The 23846-nt window shown below is 67.3% G+C and carries 24 protein-coding genes and 2 pseudogenes; 18 read left to right on the top strand and 8 right to left on the bottom strand.

Annotated elements, in window-relative coordinates; genetic code table 11:
- Window positions 1–46 precede the first annotated feature (46 nt).
- On the top strand, window positions 47–868 hold the full coding sequence (locus P1N55_RS10305) for an SDR family NAD(P)-dependent oxidoreductase (protein ID WP_276275541.1): 822 nt from the start codon (window positions 47–49) through the stop codon (window positions 866–868).
- 22 nt (window positions 869–890) lie between these two features.
- Here P1N55_RS10305 and P1N55_RS10300 read toward each other — a convergent pair whose 3' ends face one another.
- The 3 genes and pseudogenes from P1N55_RS10300 to P1N55_RS10290 all read right to left on the bottom strand — a co-directional run.
- On the bottom strand, window positions 891–1667 hold the full coding sequence (locus tag P1N55_RS10300; protein ID WP_276275540.1) for an SDR family NAD(P)-dependent oxidoreductase: 777 nt from the start codon (window positions 1665–1667) through the stop codon (window positions 891–893).
- A 91-nt stretch (window positions 1668–1758) separates the two neighbouring features.
- On the bottom strand, window positions 1759–2091 hold the full coding sequence (locus tag P1N55_RS10295; protein WP_407067196.1) for a glycoside hydrolase family 97 C-terminal domain-containing protein: 333 nt from the start codon (window positions 2089–2091) through the stop codon (window positions 1759–1761).
- A 6-nt stretch (window positions 2092–2097) separates the two neighbouring features.
- A pseudogene (locus tag P1N55_RS10290) lies at window positions 2098–3485 on the bottom strand (glycoside hydrolase family 97 catalytic domain-containing protein); the annotation flags it as partial.
- A 168-nt stretch (window positions 3486–3653) separates the two neighbouring features.
- On the opposite strand from P1N55_RS10290, the gene P1N55_RS10285 reads away from it, so the two are divergent.
- Complete coding sequence (locus tag P1N55_RS10285) at window positions 3654–4190, top strand: carbohydrate ABC transporter permease (RefSeq protein ID WP_276275539.1); 537 nt, start codon at window positions 3654–3656, stop codon at window positions 4188–4190.
- Complete coding sequence (locus tag P1N55_RS10280) at window positions 4191–4559, top strand: carbohydrate ABC transporter permease (RefSeq protein ID WP_346430028.1); 369 nt, start codon at window positions 4191–4193, stop codon at window positions 4557–4559.
- Window positions 4560–4859: 300 nt separating this feature from the next.
- Here P1N55_RS10280 and P1N55_RS10275 read toward each other — a convergent pair whose 3' ends face one another.
- A complete protein-coding gene (locus tag P1N55_RS10275) occupies window positions 4860–5231 on the bottom strand; it encodes a NifU family protein (RefSeq protein ID WP_276275538.1) in 372 nt (123 codons plus the stop codon).
- 812 nt (window positions 5232–6043) lie between these two features.
- On the opposite strand from P1N55_RS10275, the gene P1N55_RS10265 reads away from it, so the two are divergent.
- Window positions 6044–6742, top strand: a complete 699-nt coding sequence (locus P1N55_RS10265) for an IclR family transcriptional regulator (RefSeq protein WP_407067180.1) — start codon at window positions 6044–6046, stop codon at window positions 6740–6742.
- 517 nt (window positions 6743–7259) lie between these two features.
- Here the strand turns inward: P1N55_RS10265 and P1N55_RS10260 are convergent.
- A complete protein-coding gene (locus P1N55_RS10260; protein WP_276275537.1) occupies window positions 7260–8213 on the bottom strand; it encodes a C-terminal binding protein in 954 nt (317 codons plus the stop codon).
- A gap of 132 nt (window positions 8214–8345) precedes the next feature.
- Between P1N55_RS10260 and P1N55_RS10255 the strand changes: the two genes are divergently transcribed.
- The 3 genes from P1N55_RS10255 to P1N55_RS10245 all read left to right on the top strand — a co-directional run bounded on the left by P1N55_RS10255 (window position 8346) and on the right by P1N55_RS10245 (window position 11433).
- Window positions 8346–9602, top strand: a complete 1257-nt coding sequence (locus P1N55_RS10255) for a sugar ABC transporter substrate-binding protein (protein WP_276275536.1) — start codon at window positions 8346–8348, stop codon at window positions 9600–9602.
- 43 nt (window positions 9603–9645) lie between these two features.
- Complete coding sequence (locus tag P1N55_RS10250) at window positions 9646–10650, top strand: ABC transporter permease (RefSeq protein WP_276275535.1); 1005 nt, start codon at window positions 9646–9648, stop codon at window positions 10648–10650.
- Window positions 10651–10830: 180 nt separating this feature from the next.
- A complete protein-coding gene (locus P1N55_RS10245) occupies window positions 10831–11433 on the top strand; it encodes an ATP-binding cassette domain-containing protein (RefSeq protein ID WP_346429973.1) in 603 nt (200 codons plus the stop codon).
- A 57-nt stretch (window positions 11434–11490) separates the two neighbouring features.
- On the opposite strand, the gene P1N55_RS10240 is transcribed toward P1N55_RS10245, so the two are convergent.
- On the bottom strand, window positions 11491–12282 hold the full coding sequence (locus tag P1N55_RS10240) for an aldo/keto reductase (RefSeq protein ID WP_346429972.1): 792 nt from the start codon (window positions 12280–12282) through the stop codon (window positions 11491–11493).
- A gap of 437 nt (window positions 12283–12719) precedes the next feature.
- Between P1N55_RS10240 and twy1 the strand changes: the two genes are divergently transcribed.
- The 5 genes from twy1 (at window position 12720) to P1N55_RS10215 (ending at window position 16837) form a co-directional block, all read left to right on the top strand.
- Window positions 12720–13697 carry a 4-demethylwyosine synthase TYW1 gene (gene twy1 / locus P1N55_RS10235; protein WP_276275534.1) on the top strand — a complete coding sequence of 326 codons (978 nt, stop codon included), beginning with the start codon at window positions 12720–12722 and terminating at the stop codon, window positions 13695–13697.
- A gap of 111 nt (window positions 13698–13808) precedes the next feature.
- Window positions 13809–14507 carry a DUF120 domain-containing protein gene (locus P1N55_RS10230; protein WP_276275533.1) on the top strand — a complete coding sequence of 233 codons (699 nt, stop codon included), beginning with the start codon at window positions 13809–13811 and terminating at the stop codon, window positions 14505–14507.
- Window positions 14494–15168 carry a 3,4-dihydroxy-2-butanone-4-phosphate synthase gene (gene ribB / locus P1N55_RS10225; protein WP_276275532.1) on the top strand — a complete coding sequence of 225 codons (675 nt, stop codon included), beginning with the start codon at window positions 14494–14496 and terminating at the stop codon, window positions 15166–15168. Before P1N55_RS10230 ends, ribB begins: the two co-directional genes overlap by 14 nt.
- 284 nt (window positions 15169–15452) lie before the next feature.
- On the top strand, window positions 15453–15746 hold the full coding sequence (yciH, locus tag P1N55_RS10220; RefSeq protein WP_276275531.1) for a translation initiation factor: 294 nt from the start codon (window positions 15453–15455) through the stop codon (window positions 15744–15746).
- Window positions 15747–15904: 158 nt separating this feature from the next.
- On the top strand, window positions 15905–16837 hold the full coding sequence (locus P1N55_RS10215) for a branched-chain amino acid transaminase (protein WP_276275530.1): 933 nt from the start codon (window positions 15905–15907) through the stop codon (window positions 16835–16837).
- A gap of 4 nt (window positions 16838–16841) precedes the next feature.
- Here the strand turns inward: P1N55_RS10215 and P1N55_RS10210 are convergent, their stop codons facing one another.
- Window positions 16842–17486 (bottom strand): DUF502 domain-containing protein, encoded by a 645-nt coding sequence (locus P1N55_RS10210; protein ID WP_276275529.1) that lies wholly within the window; start codon window positions 17484–17486, stop codon window positions 16842–16844.
- A gap of 209 nt (window positions 17487–17695) precedes the next feature.
- Between P1N55_RS10210 and P1N55_RS10205 the strand changes: the two genes are divergently transcribed.
- The 5 genes and pseudogenes from P1N55_RS10205 to P1N55_RS10185 all read left to right on the top strand — a co-directional run bounded on the left by P1N55_RS10205 (window position 17696) and on the right by P1N55_RS10185 (window position 22146).
- Window positions 17696–18241 (top strand): CDP-2,3-bis-(O-geranylgeranyl)-sn-glycerol synthase, encoded by a 546-nt coding sequence (locus tag P1N55_RS10205; RefSeq protein WP_276275528.1) that lies wholly within the window; start codon window positions 17696–17698, stop codon window positions 18239–18241.
- A gap of 63 nt (window positions 18242–18304) precedes the next feature.
- Window positions 18305–19449: pseudogene (hemC, locus tag P1N55_RS10200) on the top strand (hydroxymethylbilane synthase).
- Window positions 19446–20204 carry a uroporphyrinogen-III C-methyltransferase gene (cobA, locus tag P1N55_RS10195; protein WP_276275527.1) on the top strand — a complete coding sequence of 253 codons (759 nt, stop codon included), beginning with the start codon at window positions 19446–19448 and terminating at the stop codon, window positions 20202–20204. The pseudogene hemC and the gene cobA overlap by 4 nt, the downstream one beginning before the upstream one ends.
- The gene (locus P1N55_RS10190) at window positions 20204–20956 is read left to right on the top strand and encodes a uroporphyrinogen-III synthase (RefSeq protein WP_276275526.1); all 753 of its coding nucleotides are present in this window, start codon (window positions 20204–20206) and stop codon (window positions 20954–20956) included. Before cobA ends, P1N55_RS10190 begins: the two co-directional genes overlap by 1 nt.
- Window positions 20953–22146, top strand: coding sequence for an MFS transporter (locus P1N55_RS10185; protein ID WP_276275525.1), 1194 nt, complete (start codon window positions 20953–20955; stop codon window positions 22144–22146). Before P1N55_RS10190 ends, P1N55_RS10185 begins: the two co-directional genes overlap by 4 nt.
- A gap of 1 nt (window position 22147) precedes the next feature.
- On the opposite strand, the gene P1N55_RS10180 is transcribed toward P1N55_RS10185, so the two are convergent.
- Window positions 22148–22876 (bottom strand): PspA/IM30 family protein, encoded by a 729-nt coding sequence (locus P1N55_RS10180; protein WP_276275524.1) that lies wholly within the window; start codon window positions 22874–22876, stop codon window positions 22148–22150.
- A 390-nt stretch (window positions 22877–23266) separates the two neighbouring features.
- On the opposite strand from P1N55_RS10180, the gene P1N55_RS10175 reads away from it, so the two are divergent.
- On the top strand, window positions 23267–23824 hold the full coding sequence (locus tag P1N55_RS10175) for a hypothetical protein (RefSeq protein WP_276275523.1): 558 nt from the start codon (window positions 23267–23269) through the stop codon (window positions 23822–23824).
- Window positions 23825–23846: the final 22 nt, after the last annotated feature.

Raw genomic sequence — 23846 nt, 5'->3', positions numbered from 1 at the left:
CGGTTCCGACTGACTTTTGCTGATGGAGGGCCGACCCCCCGTGTAGATGGCTCCCACAGACCCGACCGAAAACGCTGTAGAGGCCCGCCACGAAGATCGCGTCGTCCTCGTCACCGGGTCGACGCGCGGCATCGGTGCCGGCGTCGCCCGGCGATTCGCCGCCGAAGGAGCGTCCGTCGTCGTCACCGGCCGCTCGCGAGGACCGGGCGAGAACGTGGTCGCGGACATCGAGGCCGACGGCGGCGAGGCGACCTTCGTCCAGGCGGACATGCGCGACCCCGCCGAGATACAGGCGCTCGTCGAACACACCGTCGACGAGTACGGCCGCGTGGACGTGCTGGTGAACAACGCCGGCGTCCAGACCGAGACCACCGCCGCCGAGGCAACCATCGACGACTGGGAGCTCGTCGTCGAGACGGACTTTCGCTCGTTCTGGCTCTGTGCGAAACACGCCGCCGAGCACATGCCGCCCGGCGGGACCATCCTCAACACGTCCTCGAACCACGCGTTCCTGACGATGCCGGGGCTGTTCCCGTACAACGCGGTCAAGGCGGGAATCAACGGCATCACGCGGGCGCTGGCGCTGGAACTTGGCCCCGACGACATCACCGTCAACACCATCAACCCGGGCTGGGTCGAGATCGAGCGCACCCGCGAAGAGTTCGACAGCCAGGCGGAGTACGAGTACACGAAGGAGATTCATCCGGTGGGTCGGCTGGGCCGCCCCGCCGACGTCGCCGGGATGGCCGCCTTCCTCGCGAGCGACGACGCCACGTTCGTCACCGGCGAGTCCATCCTCGTCGACGGCGGCCGCAGTCAGGTGATGCAGGACGAGCTATACCGGTCGTACCGCACCGAGCGCGAGTGAGCGCGGGCGTCTCCCCGACTGGTTACCGGCTGTCCAGCCGCCAGGAGTCGATGGGGACCTGGCCGCCGTCGACGCGCAGTTCGTGGCCGTTGACGTAGTCGCTGGCCGGCGACGCCAGGAAGAGGACGGCGTTGGCGACCTCCTCGGGCTCTGCGAACGCGCCCAGCGGGTTGTTGTCGATGATCTGCTGGGTGACGGCGTCGCTGAAGCCCTCGATCATCCGGGTGTTCGCCCACCCCGGCGCGACGGCGTTGACCCTGATGCCCTCGCGGCCGAGTTCGAGCGCGAGGCTCTTGGTCAGGCCCAGGAGGCTGAACTTCCCGACGTCGTAGGCGGGTGACATCCCGACGGCATTCTTCGTGTGGATGGAGGTGAAGTTGATTATCTTCCCGTAGCCCGACTCGACCATCTCGTCGACGACCTCGCGACAGGTGTTCAGCGACCCGTGGAGGTGGACATCGAGGTTCAACTCGAACGTGTCGTCGTATGACTCGTCGAGGAACGGGCCGGCGTCGCCGACGCCGGCGTTGTTGACGAGGATGTCCACCTGTCCGAGCTCGGCGGTCCCGTGCTCGACCATCGCGGCCACTTCGGTCGCGTCGCTGACGTCGGCACCGATGCCGACGGCGTCGACGCCGTGCTCGCGGGCGTCCGCCGCGGTCTCCTCGGCCAGCGGTTCGTCGAGGTCGTTGATCAGGACGTCCGCGCCGTTCTCGGCGAGCGTGAGTGCGGTCTCGCGGCCCATGCCTCTGCCTGCGCCCGTCACGAGCGCAGTCTTGTCGGTGAGGTCGACGTTCATCGAATCCAATGTCCGCCCCAGCAGAAAAATAAGTTCCCATTCGCGCAGGACCCGGTGACGACGCGAGGAGCAGGCCCGCCAAGAGAACGGTTCAGGGACAGTAGAGGACGAACCCGCCGTTCTCGGGCACCGTCACCGACAGCGGGTCGGTCGGCCCGACCGCGACGGGCTCGCGGCGCAGGTCGTCGTCGCCGGCATCACGAACCAGCGTCGCCTCCTGTGACGCCTGGAGGAAGGGCAGCGACGTCTCGACGGTGCGCTGCCCGCCCGCGGTGATACTGCCGACGAACCACACGTCGTCGCGCTGGCGGGCGATGGTCGCCTCCGACCCCGGGTGCCCCCGGAGGAACCGGGTCTCGTCCCACGCGGCCGGGACCTGCTCTAAGAACCACTCGGCGTCGGGGCGGGCGGCGTACTCGTCGATGGAGTCCGCGAAGTGCTGGAGGCCCGACTCGTAGACCACCGCGAGCGCGAGCTCGTGGCCCACCGTGGTGTGACGGGAGTCGGCCGAGAACGTCACCGGCGTGTAGTCCATCGACCCGACGGCGTTGCGGGTGTAGGGGAGCGTGACGTTGTGTTCGGGGTCAGCGTCGCCCACTTGAGGTGTTCGGCGCCCATCACCCCCTCGTAGGTCATGACGTGGGGCCAGCGCCGCTTCAGGCCCGACGGGACGACCGACCCGTGGAAGTTCACCAGCAGTTCCCGCTTGGCGGCGTCGGCCAGCAGGTCGTCGTAGAACTGGAGGCGGCCCTGTTCGTCGGAGTCCATGAAGTCGATCTTGATGCCGGCGACGCCCCAGTCGGCCCAGCGGTCGAGTTTCTCGCGGCGCTCGTCGGCGCCACGGAGGTCGGTCCAGTGGGCCCAGACGAACAAGTCGACGTCCCGCTTGGCGGCGTACGCGACCAGTTCCGGGAGCCAGTCGGGACTCCAGCCCTCGTCGACGAGGACGTACTCCCAGCCGCGCTCGGCGGCGTAGTCGATATAGTCGCGCTGGCGGTCCGGGTCGTACGGGCTCTCGCTCTCGGACCACCACGACCAGGCGACCCGGCCCGGTTCGACCCACGACGAGGCGGTGCGGGGGCCGTCGACCAGCGCCGGCACGAGGTCGGACTCGACGATGGTCCCCAGGTCGCCGACGACGGCGACCCGCCAGGGCGTCTGGAAGGAGCCCTTCGAGCGGATCGGCGTCCACGGGTGTTCGAACTCGACGGCGGCGTCCTGCTCGTGTGACCGGAGACTCGCGGCGTGGGTCGTCCCGTCGACCTCGGCCTCGGTGAGCAACACCCAGTCGTCCGCGTTGACCTCGAAGAGGCCCGGCGTGCAGAACCGCCCCGCGGCGGTGAACAGCGGGACGTGTCGCGAGGTGGTCTCGTGGTTCTCGACCCACGGGGTCAGCCACGCCGTCGTGTCCCGGGGGAGGCGAAAGGCCGTCCGATCCTCGAACAGGAGCACGGACCCCGTCTCCGGAAGCCGGTAGCGGTACGCGACCCCCTGATCGCTCGCCCTGACGGTGAGCACCACGGTCACGCCGTTGGTGAACTCGCAGGTGAACGTCGCCTCGGTCGCCTCGTGGTGGTGGTCGCGGCGCTTCCCGCAGGTGGTGCGGAACCGCTCGTCGACGACGCGGTCCTCGCGCTCGACGGCCTCGACGGTCGGCAGCGGCGCGTCCTCGACCGTCGAGTCGAACGTGGCGGTCAGTCCCAGCGGCGACGACGCGACGACGGTGCGCCCCTCGCGGCTGACTGTCAGTGTCTGGTCGGCCCCAGTCAGCGAGACGGTCGCCTGGACTTTTCTCTCCGGGCTCTGGACGGTTGGCATGTGTCGGCGTACCAGACACAGCACAATAAATGTAGGCCGGGAGCCGCTCGCGTCGCGTTTCTGATTCGAGAACGTGCGGACCGACCCCGCGAGTATCGGCGTCGTGATGCTCATCATCATGATGGTCTTCACCGTCGTGTACGCCAGTCTGGAGGCGCGAGACTGACAATGGCAACCGAAACGAAATCACAGACGGCGACCGACCGCTCGTTCGCCGACCGACTCGACGCGTGGCTCGCCGAAGACATGTCGCCAAAGCGCGCGCTGGCGGTCTACGCCGTCATCGGCGTCTACATGGCCTTCCTGTTGCTCCCGGTCGCGTACATGGTGCTTGCGACGTTCACGTCGCCGGACTTCCTGTACTCGCCGCGGCTGGTGCCCGGGCTGAGCGAACTGACGCTCGAGAACTACGTCTCGGTGCTCTCGACCGGGCTCTTCCAGCAGTACTTCATCAACTTGACCATCGTCGCCACCTCGACGACGGTCCTGACGCTGGTCGTCGGGACGCTGGCAGCGTACTCGCTGTCCCGGTTCGAGTACCCGGCCCGGGCCGGCCTGCTGTTCTCGTTCCTGGGGACCCAGATGCTCCCGCGGGTGCTCACCCTCATCCCCTTCTTCCTGCTGATGTTCTCGCTGAACCTCATCGACTCGCTTTTGGGCATCATCATCGCCCACTCGGTGCTCGGCATCCCGCTGGGGACCTGACTGCTGAAGGGGTACATCGACGACATCCCGGAGTCGCTCGACGAGGCCGCGAAGATGGACGGTTGCTCGCACATCGACATCCTCTGGCGCATCATCGTGCCGCTGTCGCTGCCGGGAATCACCGTCGCCGGCTTCTACACGTTCATCCTCTCGTGGAACGACTTCCTGTTCGTCTCCATCCTCTCACAGACCGCGGCGACCCGGACGCTCCCGTTTGGCCTGCAGCTGTTCCCGTCCCAGAACACGGTCGCCTGGGAGCTGCTGTTGACCGCCGCGACGGTCGCGATGATTCCGGTGGTCGTGTTCTTTGCCATCGTCCAGCGCTGGGTCGTCGGGGGTCTGGCCAGCGGTGGGATGAAGGGTGCGTAACCGCCGAATCGACTCTTTCCGCTTCGGTCGTCCGTTCCTGGAGACTCGTACGCTCTCGGTAGGCACAAGAATTGGTTTCTACTCGGATATCGGAGATTTTCGAGTCTTATACTGGATTACTCGATCCAGTCCGGTGGATATGGGGCCAGAAATAGAATATACAAGACTACTTCCCTGGATTCGACTCACACCTTTCTGGCGACGACCGCAACCACTTCCGTGCCGACCGTGCAGTCGGTCGGGGGAGCCGACGGCTCGCAGCAGTCGCTACACGGCGCGAAAGATGGGAGAAATCCGGACTCAGAACGGCGCTTCCGGGCCTTCGTCGTCGTCGCCGACGTCGCCACCGCGGGACTCGCCGGGGAACGACGGGCTCATGCCACCCGCGCCACCGGACATACCCTCGCCGCCGTCCATGCCGGTCCGCGCGACGACCTCGTTGATCTCGGGGATCTCCTTGGTCATGCGGGTCTTGATGGCCTGGATGGTCATCGGCGAGATGCCACAGCCCGAGCAGGCACCGCCGAGCTGGATGGTGACGCTGCCCTCCTCACGGTCCAGCTCCTGGATGGCCGCGCTGCCGCCGTGCATCTGGATTTGCGGGAAGTTCCGGCGCAGGAAGTTCGTGATGCGCTCTCGCAGATCGTCCCCGGCGTCTGTCTCCGTGCTCATAGTGGATAGACTTCTGTTCTGCGAGTGCTTAGACCTTTGGACTCACCCGCTGCCGGTGGGTCCCCCGGCGGCCGCTCCCACCCGACGACGGGGGGCGACAGGACTCCGCGGTCTCGTTCGACGCGGCTGTCTCGCGACGAGTAGGCAATCACCGGTGTACACGGACACTCTCAGATACTTCGACACTGCCTGGCTTTTCACTCGACCTGTCCGGGCGAACACACTTCGGCGGCAGACACAGAGTTGCGGAACTAACGATTGCTGGACTGAACCACGAAACAGCCTTCTGTGATTATAACTTTGTGTTTAGCCTACAAAGGCCCAATATCTCTCATATGGCTGTAAATATATGGACTATAATCGAGAATATGCTAATAATAATCTTGAATAGGTGGTTGCTAACTCAAAATGTTCTGTTGTTCGTCGATATAACTCCGAAGGGCCGCGGATTTTGTATCTGAATTGGGTGATGATGAATGTCTGGCGTCGCAGACGGAACCGGATTCTCGCCTGCTGCCGCTGGCACCCGACTGTTCGAGTAGCGGACCGGCAGACACTAACGGGGGTACGATTGTTATTACGTTCCCTCCGTTCGCGTGCTCGTCGACCACCGCCCTCGGATACGACGTCCTCGCGTTCGCGTTTAACTATCTTGAATGAATATGTGGTTATCGAAAATTCTTAGTGTCACGGTTCTTATTCTATAGGCAGGGGCAGCCAATGACAGACCAGCGAACCTCGACGAACACACTCCAGGGGGTCGAAAGGCGTTCACAGTCGTCACTGCGCTACAGGAACTCGACGGCGCGGGCGTGAGCGAACTCGCCGACTACCTCGAGATACCGCCGAGCACCGCACAGGTCCACCTGAACACGCTCCACCAGGCCGGATACGTGCTCAAGGACGACGGCACCTACCGGCTGAGCCTGAAGTTCCTGAAACACGGAAGTTACGCGCGGCGACAGCTGGGACTTTACCGCGCGGCCAAGCGCCACATCGACGAACTGGCCGAGGAGACCGGCGAAGCCGCCAACCTCGGCGTCGCCCAGCGCGGCAAGCGCGTCCTCGTCTACAAGTCCGAGTCGCCGGCCAAGGCGGTCTACGACAACGCGCCGACGGGCGAGCAGACCCACCTGCACTGGACGGCACTGGGGAAGGCGCTCCTGTCGGTCATGCCCGACGAGCGGGTCGACGCGATCGTCGACGAACACGGTCTCCCGCGAGCGAACGAACACACCATCACCGACCGCGAGGCGCTCCACGAGGAGCTCCACCGGACGCGCGAGCGCGGCTACTCGGTCGAGGACCAGGACCGACGCAAGGGTATCCTCGCCGTCGGCGTCCCCATCGTCGACGATGCGACAGGCAATGTCGTCGGTGCCGTCTGCGTCTCCGGGCCGCGGACCCGGCTCTGGGACGACGGTGTGGCCGACGACATCGTCGAGGCCGTCCAGAACGCCGCCAACGTCATCGAACTCCGGTACAACCACTACATCTCCGGTGGCCGGTGACGAGAACAACGATTTACTCATCTTGAATACTGTTTTACACTGATTCGGGGCACCCGAGCGATACGGCCGGGCTCGCACACAGCTTCCGCCGAGCGGTCCCGCCGAGTTCCGCTGTCATCGAGCTGCTACCCGGTGGTTCCGGTCGGCGTCAGGTCCCGGCCCGACACAGCGGTCTCGTCGTGAGGGGTCAGACTACGCCGACTTCCCCGAATTCGGCTCCGATCTATTCCAACACTGTTGGACAGACTGGGGCGACCAATTCGGCTGCACGCGCTGCTGAACCGCTGCTTGCCACACAGCGGCCCGTCGGCTCGTCCAGTTGCTCGGGTGCAAGGCTCGCTCCGCTGGGGTGCTGCCCCCGTTCTCAGACATTTACATGTAGTCATCCGGCACGCCGCGGAGGCGTGCGTGGTAGTCGGCACCACGGATGCGTTCAACATCGTCGGATCGGGCGCTCACCCGGGCCCGCTACCGGGCCGGACGGTGGCGGAACTGGGCTCGGGTGCCCGCTGTTCACTCACTCGACGACGAGGTTGTCCGGCCGCTCGCCCCGGAGACACGCCGCCACGCCACGTCCCGCCCGTCGCCGCAGCGTCTCCATCGACGACTCCGAGTACCACGCGACGTGGGGCGTGAGCACCACCTCGTCGATGTCGAACAGCGGCGAGGACTCCGGTGGCTCCTCCGGGAGCACGTCGAGTCCCGCGCCGGCCAGCTCGCCGGCGCGGAGCGCGTCGGCGAGCGCCTGGTCGTCGACGACCGGTCCCCGGGCGACGTTTACCAGGACGGCGTCGTCGTTCATCCGCTCGAAGGCCTCGGCGTCGAACAGGCCGCGCGTCTCCTCGGTCAGGGGCGCGTGGACGGAGACGCAGTCGGCCCGCTCGAGCAACGTCTCGAAGGAGACGGACTCGACGTCGTGGGCCCTGAATACCTCGTCCGACTGGTAGGGGTCGTACGCCACCGTCTCGACGGGCATCCCGTCGAGCATCGCGGCGAACGTCTGTGCGATATTGCCGAACGCGACGAACCCGACGGTGCTCCCTTCGAGTGCCGGTATCGGGCGGCCGTCCTTCCAGTCCCACTGGCCGCCTTTGACCCGGCCGTCGTACAGCGGCACCCGACGCCGACAGGCGAGCAGCAGCGTGAGCGCGTGCGTCGCGACCTCGCTCTCACAGTAGGACGGCACGTTCAGCACGGAGACGTCGTGTGCTGCCGCCGCCTCCAGGTCGATGTTGTCGACGCCGACGCCGTACCGGGCGACGACCTCCAGTTCGTCCAGTGACTCGAAGACCTCCGCCGGGAGCTCCGTCTCCTGGTTCAACAGCGCGTCGGCGCCGGTCGCGGACTCGATCACCGCCGCCGGCGTCCGCGCGTTCGCCAGTTCGACGGTCGCACCGACGTCGGCGAGCACCTCTCGCTCGATGGATGCGTCCGGGTAGGTAGAGTCAGTGATGACGACCTTGGGAGACATCTGTCCCGAAAGGTACTGTCGGGGATATTTAAACGTACCTGCTGTGTACCCCGCTCCCGCGTCGCTCGTCCTCCGGCTACCGGTCTGTGTGGGAAAATTATTTATATCCCTCCGTGCACGATTTCAATGGATATGCCAGACCGACAGAGTCTCGACATCAGCAGACGCCGTATTCTGAAAGCAACGGGCGCCGCGGGCCTCGCCGGCATCGCCGGCTGCTCGTCGAACGGTGGCGGCAGCGACGGTGGGTCGGACGGCGGTAGTGACGGCAGTAGCGACGGCGGCGGTGGTGACGGCAGCAGCGACGGCGGCGGCGACGGTGGCGACGGCGAGAGCGGGGGCAGCAGTACGACCGAGCAGTCCCAGCTCTCGATGGGCTTTTCGACGTACTTCCGGGGTGGGGCGTGGATCACGGCCTTCCTGGAGGCGACGGAGTTCTACGCGAAAGACCAGAACTTCGACTACAACGAGTTTGGCAACCAAGAGAGCGGCCAGAAACAGGTCAGCGACATCCGGCAGATGGCCAACCAAGGCTACGACGGCATCCTCGTCAACACATGGGACTCCGAGGCGGTCAACCCCGCCATCGACGAGGCGACCGAGCAGGGCGTGCCCGTCTTCACCGCGAACGTCGACGCGACGACGGAGAACGTGACGATGTACGTCGCGTTCAGCAACCGTGCGGCGGCGGAGACGGCCGCCGAGCAGACCATCGCCGAACTCGAGGAGGAGAAACCCGACCAGGACAGTTACCAGATCCTGGACGTCATGGGCGCTCCCGCCCAGCAGATCACCCAGCAGCGCGACGAGCCGTTCGTCGAGAAGATCTCGAATACGGACGGCTTCGAGATCGCCGACAAGGTGCCCGGCGAGTTCACCCGCGACGCGGCCCAGCAAGCGACGTCGGAGTGGATCAACGCCAACGGGGCGCCCGACGCCATCTACTCGGCCAACCTCTCGATGGGACTGGGCGTCCTGACGGCGCTGAAGAACGCCGGCCTGGCGGCAAAGCGCGGCGAGGACGACCACGTCGTCCTCGTGCAACTTGACGCGGGCCCGCAGGTCATCGAAGGAATCAACGACGGCTACATCGACGCGGCCATCGACCAGCCCAACTACTTCTACGGGCCCATCGCGCTCGCGTACATGCGCAAGTACGTCGAGGGCGACGGCGAAGACGAGATTCCGGAGGTCGGCACGACCATCACGGCCGACGACCTCACCATCGAGCCTGCACAGCACAAGGGCGTCGAGTTGTGGTCCGAACCCGTGTGGGCACCCGCCGAAATCGTCGAGAAGGACGGCCACGTCCAGTTCCAGACGAACTCCGTGACCGTCACCGAAGAGAACGCCGACGAACCGTACCTCTGGGGTAACATCTGGGGATAACGTCCCCCGAACGTTTATTAATGTGTGTTAAAAGAGAGATACCATGAGCGTCGTAAACCTGCTTCGTCCGGACACGGGGAGTGACGACGTCGTGCTCACTCTCCTGGACAACATGATCTGGCCGATCCTTGCGCTGACGCTGGTCGGCGTGATGATCCTCGTGCCACAGACGTTCCGCAACATGCGGTCCGTCGAACTCCTGTTACACGGGTCCGTCGGGCTCGGATTCCTCGTGCTGGCCGAGTCGATCTGTCTCATCTCGGGGCACTTCGATCTCTCGATCGGCTCTATCGCCGGCTTCTCGGCGATGCTGACGGCGCTCATGCTCTCGCCGAGCAAGTGGGCCGTCTTCTCGGAACCCGTCCTCGGGTTCGTCGTCATCCTGGCGGTCGGGACGGTAATCGGGTCGACGAACGGCGTCATGATCAGCAAGCTCGGCGTCAACCCGTTCCTGCAGACGCTGGCCTTCCTCATCATCTTCGAGGGGCTGAAGATATCGCTGAGTAGCCTCCCGGTGTCGGACCTCCCGGAGGGGTACACCGTGGTGGGGAGCACGCCCGAATACGCCATCGGCCTGCTACTGGTGACGTTCGCCGTCGCGGCGGTGTTGATGAGCCAGACGAACATCGGGCAGGCGATCTACGCGCTGGGCTCGGAGAAGGAGTCTGCGCGCGCGGTCGGTATCAACACCGACCGGATGATAATCGCGGTCTACGGGCTGAGTGGGCTGCTGTCGGCGATGGGCGGGCTGATGCTGACCGGGTTTACGACGACGGTTTCGCCGGAGACGGCAAGCGGGATGGTGTTCCCGGCGTTTGCCGCGGCGGTCATCGGGGGCATCAGCCTCTTTGGCGGCCGCGGGAAGGTCTCGGGTGCGCTCGGCGGGGTCCTCCTGCTGAGCGTCATTCAGTCGGCGCTGAACCTCAGCGGGGTGGGCATCGCCCAGATTCAGGCGGTCAACGGGGCCGTGCTCCTGGTCGCCATCCTGCTGTACAACACGCGCTCGACCATCCGGCAGCGGGTCCTCGCCGCGGAGGTGTCACAATGAGCCACGCCGAAGACGCGTCCGACAGCTCGGCGACGAGCCAGGCGCCCGACACGAAGGTCCGCTTCGAGGACATCATGAAGCAGTTCGGCCGTCTGGTGGCGCTGGAGTCGATCGACCTGACGGTCAGGGACGGGGAGATACTGGCGCTGGTGGGACAACGGGGCGGGGAAGTCGACGCTGATGAACATCCTGTGTGGGGTCCACGAACAGACCTCGGGAACGATGTACTACGACGGCGAGCCGGTGACGTTCTCGAACCCGAGCGAGGCGCGGGAGATGGGCATCGAGACGGTCTATCAGGACCTCGCGCTGATGAACGAGCTGGACATCGCGACGAACGTCTACATGGACCAGTTCCCGTCGCGTCTGAGCGTGGGGCCCGTCGAACTGATAGACTGGAACGAGACCTACAGTGAGACCGCGGAGATCCTGGACTACCTGAACCTGGACCTGGACCCGCACTCGGAAGTCTCGTTCCTCTCGGGCGGGGAGCGCCAGCTGGTCGCGATCGCGCGGGCGATCTCGTTCGATCCGGACGTGCTGATCCTGGACGAACCGACGTCGGCGCTTTCCGTGGCCGGGACGGACCTCGTCCACGAGACGATGCGGACGCTGCGCGAGGAGGGTCACACGCAGGTGGTGGTGAGCCACAGTTTCGAGTCGGTGCTGGATCTGGCCGACCGGATCGCGGTCCTCTACCAGGGCGAGATCGCGGAGGTCGTCCGGCCGTCGGAGGTCGACAAGGCGACGCTGACGAACCTCATCACCACCGGACACCGGTAGGGTCCGAACTCCCGTTCTCGCTGGCTGTACACGAATTCCCCCGCAGGGTCAGTGCCCTCACCAGGGCGCGTACTCGGGGTCGATGGTCCGCTGTTCGCTGTCGAGGGTAGCGATGGCCTCGTGATCGGCCTCGTCGAGTTCCAGGTCGAGCGACTCGTAGTTCTCGCGGATGTGTGGCTCCGTCCGGGCCATCGGAATCGGCGTCGCGCCCTGTTCGCGGACCCACGCGAGACTCACCTGCGGGACCGTCGCGTCGTGTTTCGCGGAGATGCGCTGCAGTTCGTCGTTGCCGATGACGCGGGCGCGGGCAAGCGGCGAGTACGCGACGACCTCGATGTCCTCGGCCTCGCAGTACGCCCGGAGGTCGGACTGCTGACAGAGGGGGTGGACCTCGATCTGATTGGCGAACACCGGCGCGTCGAGGACCGCCTGGGCCCGTTCCAGCTGCGGGCGGGTGAAGTTACTGACGCCGACGTGGCGTATCTTCCCCGCGTCGTAGAGCTCGTCGAAGGCCGCGAGCGTCGAGTCGGGGTCGTAGGCCCCGGCCGGCCAGTGGACGTACAGAAGGTCGACGACGTCCAGTCCCAGCCGGTCGCGGCTCGCCTCGAACGACTCGAGGACGTCGTCGTAGGCGAGGTTGTCGTTCCAGATTTTCGTCGCGACGAAGACGTCCTCGCGGTCGACCGCGCTCGCCGCGAGCGCGTCGCCGACGAACGCCTCCGTGTCGTAGACCTGGGCCGTATCGACGAACCGATAGCCGACGTCGAGCGCGGTGGTGACGCTGTCGATACATTCGTCTCGATAGGTATTCTGGAAGGTACCCAGCCCTATCGGCGGCATCGAGCGCATACGTTCGGTGTCTCGGCGGAGTGGGACTTAGATGTTACCCTCGGCCGAAATCGGCTCGCTCGGGGGTGTATCACGGCCCGGTGACTGGCGGACAGCGGGAACCGGACTGTTCGGAACGAAACTCGAATCTACAACTATGGTATTATAAAGAATAGATATGGTCACTGAATATGGGAGTAGAACTTCTGTGATCCGTATATAGTTGTACTATGCCTTTTCTGAGGTCAAATAGCCGCGATATTCTTGTACTATTCCGTGGAAGGGTTCTCACTGTCGGAAACGAGTCCTGTCGTGTGCCGTCCGAACCTGTTCTCTCTGGGCCGTCCTCTCGGACGGTCTCGCCGTGGACTCCCACAGGGTCGAAGCACGATTGGGTCGGGGAACTACCTCGTCACGGACGAAAGGATGTTTTAGTCTCGCCGCCGATTGCTTCGACGATGAGCGAATCGGACGGGCCCATGCAGGTAGACGACCCGAACTACCACAGCGAGAACCACACGGCCGCCCAGTCGTGTGGCTGGACGAAAAACGCCCTGCGCGGAGAGGGCAAGTGTTACAAGTACGCCTTCTATGGCATCGAGTCACACCGCTGCATCCAGATGACGCCGGTCGTCAAGTGCAACGAGCGGTGTGTCTTCTGCTGGCGGGACCACGCGGGCCACGCCTACGAGCTGGGCGACGTCGAGTGGGACGACCCAGCCGCCGTCGTGGACGCCTCGCTCGAACTCCAGAAGAAACTGCTCTCGGGATTCGGCGGCCACGACGAGGTGCCCCGCGAGCGCTTCGAGGAGGCGATGGAGCCGCGACACGTCGCCATCTCGCTGGACGGCGAACCCACCCTGTATCCCTACCTGCCGGAACTGATCGAGGAGTTCCACGCCCGCGACATCACCACCTTCCTCGTCTCGAACGGCACGAATCCGGAGATGCTCGACCGCTGTGACCCGACGCAGCTGTACGTCTCGGTCGACGCCCCGGATCGCAAGACGTTCGATTCGACCGTAAAGGCCGTCGAGGACGACGCCTGGGACAATCTCGTCGAGACGCTTGACGTGCTGGCGACGAAAGACGAGACGCGCACGGTCATCCGCACCACGCTCGTGAAGGGCCACAACATGCACCACCCGGCCTGGTACGCGGCGATGTGCGACCGGGCGGACGCCGACTTCGTCGAGCTGAAGGCCTACATGCACGTCGGCCACTCGCGGGGCCGCCTGGATCGCGACTCGATGCCCGAACACGACGAGGTCCGTGCGTTCACCGAGCAGGTGGGGACGTTCCTGCCCGACCACGACACGCTCAAGGAAGTCGAGCCCTCCCGCGTCGCGATGCTGGCCCGCGAGGCGGACACCTGGGTCCCGAAACTGGACAAGGAAAGCGAGTTCTGGGCGCGGGACCCGGTCGTCGAGTACTGAGCGGCGGTCGCCGCCGGGACCGACAACCCGACGCGAGTCCATCACTGTTCCACATCTGGAACGCATCTCACATTCGGTATCCTTTTCCGGAGACGGTGCCAACGTCGGGACATGGCCGAATCTACGGGGCACGCGGTGGGGCGCGACGAGCTCGCGACGCTGAAGCTGCTCGCGCTCGACGGCGCGCTCGACGAACGGACCAAGGTCTCCTGTGCGGACCTGGCGGGCCGGCTGGACGCGTCGAACCAGACGGCGTCACGGCGCCTCCAGCGACTTGAGGACGCCGGCCTGCTCGAGCGCGACATCGTCAGCGACGGGCAGAACGTCCGCATCACGGCTGCCGGCGAGGGGCGCCTCCAGTCCGAGTACGCCGACTACCGGCGCATCTTCGAGGCCGACGCGAGCGTGGACCTACGCGGCATCGTCACCTCCGGGATGGGCGAGGGCCGCCACTACATCACGCTGCCGGGCTACATGGAGCAGTTCATCGAGAAACTGGGTTACGAGCCGTTTGCGGGGACGCTCAACGTCGAACTGGCAGACGAGAGCGTCCGGAAACGCGCGCGACTTGGCGCGCTCGAACCGGTCACCATCGAGGGCTGGGAGGACGACGAGCGAACCTACGGCCCGGCGTACTGCTATGCGGCCTCAGTCGAGAGTGGCGACGGCGAGTACGAGCCGGCCCACGTCATCGCGCCCGAACGGACCCACCACGGCGAGGAGCAACTCGAGCTCATCGCACCCGAGAAACTCCGCGACGTGCTGGAGCTGGCCGACGGCGACGAGGTGATCGTCCATGTCGCAGAGTGAGGACGCCCCGACCGACGCCGACGCCGCGGCGGACGCCGTCGCCGCCTTCGCTCGCGGCGAGCCAGTGTTGATCCACGACGCCGCCGACCGCGAGGGCGAGACGGATATCGTCTACCCGGCCGGCGCCGTCACCCACGAGGACGTGGCGCGCATGCGCAACGACGCCGGCGGGCTGGTCTGTGTCGCGCTCTCCGATGCCGTCGGCGACGCGCTCGACCTCCCCTTCATGCAGTCGGTGCTCGAGCACCCCACGTCGGCCGACCACGACCTGGGCTACGACGAGCGGTCGTCGTTCTCCATCACGGTCAACCACCGCGACACCTACACCGGCATCACCGACGCGGACCGCGCGCTGACCATCCGCGAACTCGCCGCCGCGGCGACGGACCCGGACCCGGCGGCCTTCGCGGAGACGTTCCGCTCGCCGGGCCACGTCCACCTGCTCCGGGCGGCCCCGGGCCTGCTCGCCGACCGGAAGGGCCACACCGAACTCGGCGTGGCGCTCGCCGGCGCGGCCGACCGGCCGCCAGCGGCGGTGGTCTGTGAGATGCTCGACGACGAGACCGGCGAAGCGCTCCCCCCGACCGAAGCCCGAGCCTACGCCGAGCGCGAGGGGCTGGTCTACGTCGAGGGCGCGACGCTCGACGAGCGACTGGGGTGACAGTCACGCTCGGCGTCCGGGCAGTGCTTCGTTGCGCGAGTTTGCGTGGGAAGTGCCAGAAATTCCCGGTCGGCTGACCACAACGGGCGGGATTGAAAGGGGCCGTGCTCTCAGCGAACCCCGACGACGCAAGCACGCGAACGAAGTGAGCGCGCAGCGAGGCGCGGGAGCTGAGAGCACGGGGGATTTCTGGCTGTTCATCGCTGGTCTTTCGGTACCGGCACTGTCCAGCGTTCGCCAGCGGTGGCGAGCAATAATATGTGTGGGACCCGTACGCACACGTAATGGCAGCGACCTGTCCGACGTGTGGACTCCCGGAAGAACTCTGCATCTGCGAGGACGTCGCGCGGGAAGCCCAGGAGCTGTCGGTCCGTATCGACGAGCGCCGCTACGGGAAGGAGGTGACGATCATCGAGGGGTTCGACGCCGGTGACGTCGACCTCGCGGAACTGGCGTCGACGCTGAAGTCACGGCTCGCGTGTGGGGGGACGGTGCGGGACGACCACATCGAACTGCAGGGGAACCACGAGGAGCGGGTCGTTCCCCTCCTGCGGGACGAGGGGTTCACCGTCACGTGAGGGCCGGCGGTCCCGCGCTGTGACCGTGTGGCGAATCGACGACCCGCACGCGGACCGTCAACACTCTTAACCGAGGGATTCGATGGGGTAGCTATGACACACGACGAGCTATCGGCCGGCATCGCAGACAGGTATCACGCCGCCGGGGGGTGGTCGCTGTGAGCGACCGGCCGGAGATGTTCGAGGGGGCAGACAGAATCTGGATGGACGGCGAGTTCGTCGACTTCGAGGACGCCCAGATTCACGTCCTCACGCACGCGCTGCACTACGGCACCGGCGTCTTCGAGGGCGTGCGCTGTTACGACACCGAGCAGGGCCCCGCCATCTTCCGCTGGGAGGAACACCTCGACCGCCTCTACGAGTCGGCCAAGCCCTACGACCTCGAGATCGACTTCTCGAAGGCGGAACTGACCGACGCCACCGTCGAACTCATCCGCAGCGAGGGCTTCGAGTCCTGTTACATCCGCCCCATCGTCTACTACGGGTTCGACTCGCTGGGCGTTTCCCCGCGCAGCTGTCCGACCGAGACGGTCATCGCGGCGTGGCCGTGGGGAGCGTATCTCGGCGAGGAGGCCCTAGAGGAGGGCGTCGACGTCATGGTCTCCTCGTGGCGGAAACACGCCTCCAGCCAGATCCCGACCAACATCAAGACGACCGGGCTGTACGTCAACAGCATGCTCGCCGGCGAGGAGGCCCGCGCCAACGGCTACACGGAGGCCATCGTCCTCAACAAGGAGGGCAACGTCGCGGAGGGGCCCGGCGAGAACATCTTCCTCGTCCGCGACGGCGAGATCTACACGCCCGGGATGGCCGAGTCCATCCTCGGGGGCATCACCCGCCAGACCGCCATCACGCTGGCCGAGGAGCTGGGCTACACCGTCCACGACGAGGCGACCATCTCCCGGGGCGAACTCTACACGGCCGACGAGCTGTTCTTCACCGGCACCGCCGCCGAGGTCACGCCCATCCGGAGCGTCGACGACAACGAGATCGGCGCGGGGACGAAGGGCCCGGTCACCGACGACATCCAGACCGCCTTCTTCGACGTCATCGACGCGGGCGAGCGCGAGGAGTGGTTCACGTACGTCTGACCGTCTAATCGTCGTCGTCGACGACCGGGATCGGCCGGTTGCGCTCGGCCGTGTCGCCGAACCCGGCGCTCAGGATGCGCGTCAGCGCGTCCTCGACGCGTTCGTCGGTCTCCTCGTACTCGTGTGACTCGACCTCGATGACGAAGCCCGTCGTGATGTTCGGGGCCGTCGGCAGGAAGATGACGTCGCGGCCGTCCTCGGTCGTCTTGCCGGTCTTGAACGCCGTCATCCGCATCCCATCCCACACCTCTATTTTCACCGGGCTCTGGAGCTCTTCGGTGCCGCCGACGGCCGTCTCGATGGCCATCTTCGAGGCGTTGTAGACCACCCGCAGCCCCGGGATGTGGTTCATCGAGTCGTCCAGCAGTCCTTCGACGATGTCGCCGAAGGCCGTCCGCATCAGGTAGCCCGTCGAGAAGACGATGAGGACGAAGATGACTAGCGTCGTGACCACGCGGGCAAGTTCCACGGCCGTCGCGCTGGCCGGCAGGCCGAGCGCGAGCAGCAGTTCGGAGTCGATGGCGGGGATGACGGCGGCGGAGGCGAGGATGTTGTAGAGGTAGACGATGACGTACGTCGTGACGAGAAAGGGAAGCAGGACGATGAGTCCACTCGCGAAGTCACGCTTCCACGACGTGGAGGAGTCCATACCGGTACGTGTCGGTGACGCAATATCAGCCCTTCCCTTCCTGCCGGCGGTCGGTCACAGGCACCCGACGACGCAACCGGCGACGGGCTGGCGGGCCAGCAGCGCGGTCTCTCAGGGTACCATCACTCTCTCGGACGAAACGGCTCCATCTCCGGCGGCACTCGCCCGCAGTCACACGGATTATTACCCCGGGCCGTGACGCCGCGAACATGGACACACTCGGGGTCGTCGCGACGGCGCTGTGGGCGATGTTGCCCGCGTACGTGCCCAACAACGCCGCTGTGCTGGCCGGCGGGGGCAGACCGATAGACGGCGGGCGGACGATGGGCGACAGCCGACTGCTCGGCGACGGGAAGACCTGGCGGGGGACCGCCACCGGGACGCTTGCCGGCACCCTCGCGGCGCTGGTTCTCGACGCCCTCTCGCCGGCCGCGAGCGGACTCGTCGGGCACTCGCTCCCGGGATTTCCGCTCACCGCCGGGTTCGGCCTCGCCCTGGGGGCGATGCTCGGAGACATCGGGGCCTCGTTCATCAAGCGACGGAGCGGCCGCGAACGGGGCGCGGCGTTCCCCGGCCTCGACCAGCTCGACTTCGTCGTCGGCGCGCTTGCGTGTGCGTTCGTCGTCGCGCCGGCCTGGTTCGGCGCCACGTTCACCCTGCCGGTGCTGGTCGTCGTCGTCGTCGCGACGCCGATACTCCACGTCGCGACGAACGGCATCGCGTACCGCCTGGGCCTGAAGAACGAACCCTGGTGACCCTGGGCCGGCCGCGGGGCCGAAGTGGATGTGCTTTTACGCGCCGGCGAACGACCATCGGGTATGACTACACGCGGGGAGACACTACGGCTGGCGACGCGGGGTCGGACCTCGCGTTGCGACAGGCCGCGACGGTCCAGGAGGCGCTGGGCGGGCGGCGCCTCTCGGTCGAACTCGTGGAGGTCGAGACCACGGGCGACCAGATTCGCGACGAGCTCATCCACCGGCTCGGCAAGACCGGCGCGTTCGTCCGGAGCCTCGACGAACGGGTCCTCTCGGGCGACGTCGACGCCGCGGTCCACTCGATGAAGGACATGCCCACCGAAGGCACCGACGACCTCGTGGTGGCCGGCGTCCCGGAGCGTGCAGCCGCCGGCGACGTGCTCGTTACGCCCGAGGGCCGCTCGATCGAGGAACTGCCCGAAAATGCCGTCGTGGGCACGTCGAGTCTGCGGCGGCGGGCACAGTTGCTCGCCGAGCGCCCGGACCTGCAGGTCGAACCGCTTCGCGGGAACGTCGACACGCGCCTCGAGAAGCTGCTCGCGCCGTCGCTCCAGGCCGAACACCAGGATCGCCACGAGGCCAAACAGGAGCGCAAGGGCAACGCGGGAGACGAGGACTACGAACACCCCTACGACCGGACAGTCGAGGAGTGGTTCGACGACCTGCCGGAACTACACCGGCGGGCCATGGAACGGGACGTCGAGACGCCCTACGACGCCATCGTGCTGGCGCGGGCGGGCCTCGAGCGAGCGGGCCTGAGCCATCACGTCGAACTGACCGACCTCGACCCGGACACGTTCGTCCCCGCGCCAGGCCAGGGTGCCCTCGCGGTGACGGCCCTGGACGGCAACCTGGCAGAGCGAATCAAGGACCGACTCGACCACCCGCGGACGCGCGTCGAGACCACCGTCGAGCGGACCATCCTCGCGGAACTGGGCGGGGGCTGTGTGGCTCCGCTGGGCGTCTACGCCACGCTCCAGGGCGGCGTCGTCCACACGAACGTCCGGGTGCTCGCGCGCGACGGCGACGAGGAGATCCGCTCGAGCCGCGACCTGCCCGTCGAACGCCACGTCGCGGCCGCCCGGGACTACGCCGCCGAACTCGCAGACCAGGGGGCCGCCGACCTCATCGCGGCGGCCAAGCGCGACGCGGGCGGCGCGGACGACGACGCCGCCACCGCCACCGAGGAGGACGGCGACGCATGACCGGGGACGTCGGCAAAGTGTACCTCGTCGGCTCCGGCCCCGGCGACCCCGACCTGCTGACGGTGAAAGCCAGGGACCTCCTGGAGACGGCCGACGTGGTGCTACACGACAAACTCCCCGGCCCGGAGATCCTGGGGCTGATTCCCGAAGCGAAACGCGAGGACGTCGGCAAGCGCGCCGGCGGCGACTGGACGCCCCAGGAGTACACGAACGCTCGACTGGTGGAACTTGCCCAGGAAGGCAAGAATGTCGTCCGGCTGAAGGGCGGCGACCCGACGGTCTTCGGCCGCGGCGGCGAGGAGATGGTCCATCTCGCCGATCACGGGATTCCGTTCGAGGTCGTCCCGGGCATCACCAGCGCCATTGCCGGCCCGCAGGCCGCGGGTATCCCGGTGACCCACCGCGACCACACCTCGTCGGTCTCCTTCGTCACCGGCCACGAGGACCCCACCAAGGACGAGTCGATGGTCGACTGGGAAGCGCTGGCCGACACCGGTGGGACCATCGTCGTCCTGATGGGCGTCGGGAAGCTGCCCGACTACACCGCCGCCCTGCTCGAGGCCGGCATGGAACCGGAAACGCCCGTCGCACTGGTCGAGCGGGCGACCCGGCCCGACCAGCGCGTCGCCACCGGTACCCTCGAGACCATCGTCGAGGTGCGCGACGCCGAGGGCATCGAACCGCCCGCCATCACGGTCATCGGCGACGTGGCCGGCCAGCGCGAACAGGTCGTCGAGTTCCTGGAGGGGTACTGATGCGGGAGTCGCCCCGCCTGCGCGTCGCCGTCTTCCGGCCCGACGACGAACGCCTCGCCGACGCCGTCGAACTGCTGGAGTCGCTGGGTGCCGACCCCGTCCCCGACCCGATGCTGGCCGTCAAGCCGACCAGCGAGGCCCCCCGCGAGGACGCCGACTACGTCGTCCTGACGAGCAAGACGGGCGTCGAACTCGCGGCCGAGGCGGGGTGGGATCCCGGCGACGCGACCGTGTGTGCCATCGGAGCGGCCACCGCCGACGCCCTGCGTGCGGCCGGCTACGAGGCCGACGTCGTGCCCGAGGAGTACTCCTCGGCCGGCCTGGTCGACCGACTGGCCGACGAGGTAGCAGGCGCCCGCGTCGAGGTGGCGCGCTCTGACCACGGCTCGGCGGTCCTGACTGATGGCCTCGAGGCGGCCGGCGCCTACGTCCACGAGACGATACTCTACCGCCTGGTCCGGCCCGCCGGCGCCGGCGAGTCGACCGAACTGGCCGCCGACGGAGCCCTCGACGCGGCCCTCTTTACCTCCTCGCTCACCGTCCGGAACTTCCTGGCGGCCGCCGACGACCGGGGGCTCCGGGACGCCGTCCTCGACGGACTGGAGGCGGCGACGGTCGGCGCTATCGGGGAACCCACGAAGGAAACGGCCGAGGCGGCCGGAGTCGCTGTCGACGTCGTCCCGGAGACGGCCGACTTCGAGACGCTGGCCTGTGCCGTCGTCGAGGACGCGGCCCCGACCCACCACGAGTGAGCGTGTCCGACGAGCGGGCCTCTCTCTGGTCGGCGCTCCGACCGCTCTCGCTCGTGACCGGGTGGCAGGTCGTCGCGAGCACCTGTTTCTACGCCCTGTTTGCCGGGACGGCGCTGTTGCACGAGTCGCTGGGCGTCTCGCGGTTCCACCTCGGGCTGGTGGTGACCGCGGCCACGCTGGGCTACACTGTCGCCCTGTTTCCGGTGGGGGCCGCCGTCGACGGCGCGGGGGAACGCCCGGTGATGGTCGCCGGGCTGCTCGCGCTCGCGGGCAGCGTCGTCGCCGTGGGTCTCGCCGACGGTGTCGGCCTGCTGGCGCTCGGGGCCGTCGCACTCGGTGGTGCCTACGCGACGGCGATGCCGGCGACGAACCGCGCTATCGTCACCGGGGTCCCGGCGGCGCTGCGCGGGCGGGCGATGGGCATCAAACAGGTCGGCGTCACCGCCGGCAGCGGCCTCGCGGCGCTGCTGGTGGTGAGTTTCGCGCCCAGCGTCGGCGCCTGGAACCTCGGCTTCCTGCTCGCGGGCGGCCTGGCCGCCGTCGCCGCCGCCGTCTTCGCGCTCCTCTACCGGGGATCGCCCGCCGGGGCCTGGCGCCTCCCGGACCTCCGCGCACTCGGGCGAAACCGGACCTACGTCACGCTCACCGGGGGCGGGTTCTTCCTCGGTGCGGCGCTGTTCACGACCGTCGCCTACACGACGCTGTTCCTGACCGAGGCCGTCGAGGTCTCTGTCGCCGTCGCCGGCCTTGGCTTTGCCGCGATGCAGGCGACGGGCAGCGCCGGCCGGGTCGTGGCTGGGTGGCTCGCCGACCGCCGGGACGCCCCGGAGGCCCGGGCGACGGCGACGGTCCTCACCTGGCAGGCCGCGCTCGGCGTGGTGTTGCTCGCCGCGCTCGCGCTCCCCGGGCTCCCGCGCCCCGTCGTCCTCGTCGTCGTCGGCGGCGTCGGCGCGACGGTTCTGGGCTTTACCGGCCTCTACTACGCCTGCATGACGGCACTGGTCCCCCCAGAGGAAGTTGGGGCTGCGACGGCCGGCGGCCAGACGGCGCTCAACGCGGGGGCGCTGCTGGCGCCGCCGGCGTTCGGCTGGCTGGCCGACACCGCGTCCTACCGGACCGGGTGGCTGTTGCTCGCCGGAGTGGCCCTGGCCGGCACCGCGTCGCTGGCGCTCGTCGTCAGGCGGACGTAGGTCAGTCGGCGGGTTCGGCGGTCCGTTCCTCGTCGCCCGCCAGTTCCGCCCGGAGCGACTCGAGCTCGTACTCGACGGCCCGCTCGTTCGAGAGGCGGTCGAGCTCGGCGTCGATGGAGTCGCCCTCGTCGAGGACCGATTCCAGCGCGCCGCTCTCCTCGAGTTCTTCTAACGCGGCGGCGCGGGCCTCCATCTGTTCGGTCCGTTCGGTCGCGCGTTCGAGCGACCGCGAGACGTCCTCCATCGTGTCGCCGACGCCGGTGAAGGCCTCGGCGACCCGCGCCGACGCCTCGGCGGCCTCGTAGCGGGCCTTCATACTCTCTTTCCTGGTGCGGAACTGCTCTATCTGACTGCTGAGCTCGGCGCGCTTGCCGACAAGTCGGTCCTGTGTCGCCTGGAGCGAGTCGATCTGCTCGCTCAGCTCCGTGATCTGTGTCACGTTGGCCTGCTTCTTCTCGAGAGCGCGCCGTGCCAGGTCCTCGCGGCCCTGCTGGAGCGCCGAGCGAGCCTGTCCGTCGTGTCTCTCGACGTTCTCGCGGAGGCGCCGTCGGTGAATCTCGAGGCGTTTCTTCTGCGTGGTGACGTCGGCGATGCCCCGGGTCACCTTCTGGAGCTCGTCGCGCAACTGCTCGTAGGAGTAGTCCAGTTCGGCGCCCGGGTCCGACGCGCGGTTCAGCAGCGCGTTGAGTTTCGACCGGACGAAAAAGGAGAGGCGACCGAGGAGCCCCATCAGCGCACCTCCGCTCGCTGGGTCGGCTGAACGGCGATTCCGTGACCTGGCTGGAAGAACATGCTCTCGCGTACGCGTGACAAGGAAATAACACCATCGGCGCGTACAGGGGGCGGCCCCGGCCCTCTCCGGCCGTCGAACGGTGCTTGATCCGGGTTAATCCGGCTGAAGGGGCGTGGACTCGGCTTCACGGGTTGGTCCCTTCATGAGGCTGGGGATGGAACCGTCCGGTACCGATGACTGGACGACGACTCAGCACGGCCGGCCGCTCCGCGGCGGTCCTGGGGCTCCCGACGGGCACCGCCGCAGCCGGGCCCGCAGCGTCGATGTCAGCCGACGGTCACGCGACCGTCTGGACCCGGCGGACCCGCGGGCGGATGGTGGTGACCCGTGGACGGGAAACTACTGGCGTTCGTCGGCGTCCTGCTGGTGGTGCTGGCCGGTGTCGTCGGCGCCCTCGTGACCGGGGTCGGACCGCTGCCAAGTGGTGAAGCCCAGGCCGGCGCCGACGGCGACGCCGAGCCCTTCCCGACGGCCACGCCCGCGGCGGGATCGACGGGTGACGGCGGGGGCGGCGACGGGACGACGGCAACGGCGACGCCGACGCCGCCGTTCGACCTGGCCATCGACGCCATCGAGGACTGTGGCCAGACGTGCCGGGACGTCACCTCCACGCTGACCAACCAGCAGGACACGACGGCACGAAACGTCACGGTCTACACGCGCATCTTCGTCGGGAACGACACCGGCGGCGACGTGGCCTGGCAGGGGCGCGAGCGGGTCGGCTCCCTCGAAGCCGGCGGGACGGCCACCGCGACCAGGCGCGTCGAACTCTCCTACAGCGAGGCGCTGGCGGTCCAGCGAAACGGCGGCTGGATCACCGTCCAGACGACGGTGGCGACGGCCGACCGGACCGTCACCTTCAGCGACCGGCGACAGGTGGCCTGACCGCGAGTGAAGGTTTTTATCC

This window comes from Haloarcula regularis (assembly GCF_029338315.1).
GTDB classification, from domain to species: Archaea; Halobacteriota; Halobacteria; order Halobacteriales; family Haloarculaceae; genus Haloarcula; species Haloarcula regularis.
The sequence above is the reverse complement of the archived record's forward strand: the minus strand, read 5'-3'. Positions and strand labels throughout refer to the sequence as shown.

What these genes read in the sequence shown, in the direction of transcription:
- P1N55_RS10240 (WP_346429972.1), bottom strand. Translation starts at nt 12,282, where the DNA reads ATGCGCTCGATGCCGCCGATAGGGCTGGGTACCTTCCAGAATACCTAT.
- P1N55_RS10250 (WP_276275535.1), top strand. Translation starts at nt 9,646, where the DNA reads ATGAGCGTCGTAAACCTGCTTCGTCCGGACACGGGGAGTGACGACGTC.
- cobA (WP_276275527.1), top strand. Translation starts at nt 19,446, where the DNA reads ATGACCGGGGACGTCGGCAAAGTGTACCTCGTCGGCTCCGGCCCCGGC.
- P1N55_RS10300 (WP_276275540.1), bottom strand. Translation starts at nt 1,667, where the DNA reads ATGAACGTCGACCTCACCGACAAGACTGCGCTCGTGACGGGCGCAGGC.
- P1N55_RS10230 (WP_276275533.1), top strand. Translation starts at nt 13,809, where the DNA reads ATGGCCGAATCTACGGGGCACGCGGTGGGGCGCGACGAGCTCGCGACG.
- P1N55_RS10210 (WP_276275529.1), bottom strand. Translation starts at nt 17,486, where the DNA reads ATGGACTCCTCCACGTCGTGGAAGCGTGACTTCGCGAGTGGACTCATC.
- twy1 (WP_276275534.1), top strand. Translation starts at nt 12,720, where the DNA reads ATGAGCGAATCGGACGGGCCCATGCAGGTAGACGACCCGAACTACCAC.
- P1N55_RS10205 (WP_276275528.1), top strand. Translation starts at nt 17,696, where the DNA reads ATGGACACACTCGGGGTCGTCGCGACGGCGCTGTGGGCGATGTTGCCC.
- P1N55_RS10305 (WP_276275541.1), top strand. Translation starts at nt 47, where the DNA reads ATGGCTCCCACAGACCCGACCGAAAACGCTGTAGAGGCCCGCCACGAA.
- P1N55_RS10180 (WP_276275524.1), bottom strand. Translation starts at nt 22,876, where the DNA reads ATGGGGCTCCTCGGTCGCCTCTCCTTTTTCGTCCGGTCGAAACTCAAC.
- P1N55_RS10275 (WP_276275538.1), bottom strand. Translation starts at nt 5,231, where the DNA reads ATGAGCACGGAGACAGACGCCGGGGACGATCTGCGAGAGCGCATCACG.
- yciH (WP_276275531.1), top strand. Translation starts at nt 15,453, where the DNA reads ATGGCAGCGACCTGTCCGACGTGTGGACTCCCGGAAGAACTCTGCATC.
- P1N55_RS10255 (WP_276275536.1), top strand. Translation starts at nt 8,346, where the DNA reads ATGCCAGACCGACAGAGTCTCGACATCAGCAGACGCCGTATTCTGAAA.
- P1N55_RS10260 (WP_276275537.1), bottom strand. Translation starts at nt 8,213, where the DNA reads ATGTCTCCCAAGGTCGTCATCACTGACTCTACCTACCCGGACGCATCC.
- ribB (WP_276275532.1), top strand. Translation starts at nt 14,494, where the DNA reads ATGTCGCAGAGTGAGGACGCCCCGACCGACGCCGACGCCGCGGCGGAC.
- P1N55_RS10245 (WP_346429973.1), top strand. Translation starts at nt 10,831, where the DNA reads ATGAACATCCTGTGTGGGGTCCACGAACAGACCTCGGGAACGATGTAC.
- P1N55_RS10285 (WP_276275539.1), top strand. Translation starts at nt 3,654, where the DNA reads ATGGCAACCGAAACGAAATCACAGACGGCGACCGACCGCTCGTTCGCC.
- P1N55_RS10190 (WP_276275526.1), top strand. Translation starts at nt 20,204, where the DNA reads ATGCGGGAGTCGCCCCGCCTGCGCGTCGCCGTCTTCCGGCCCGACGAC.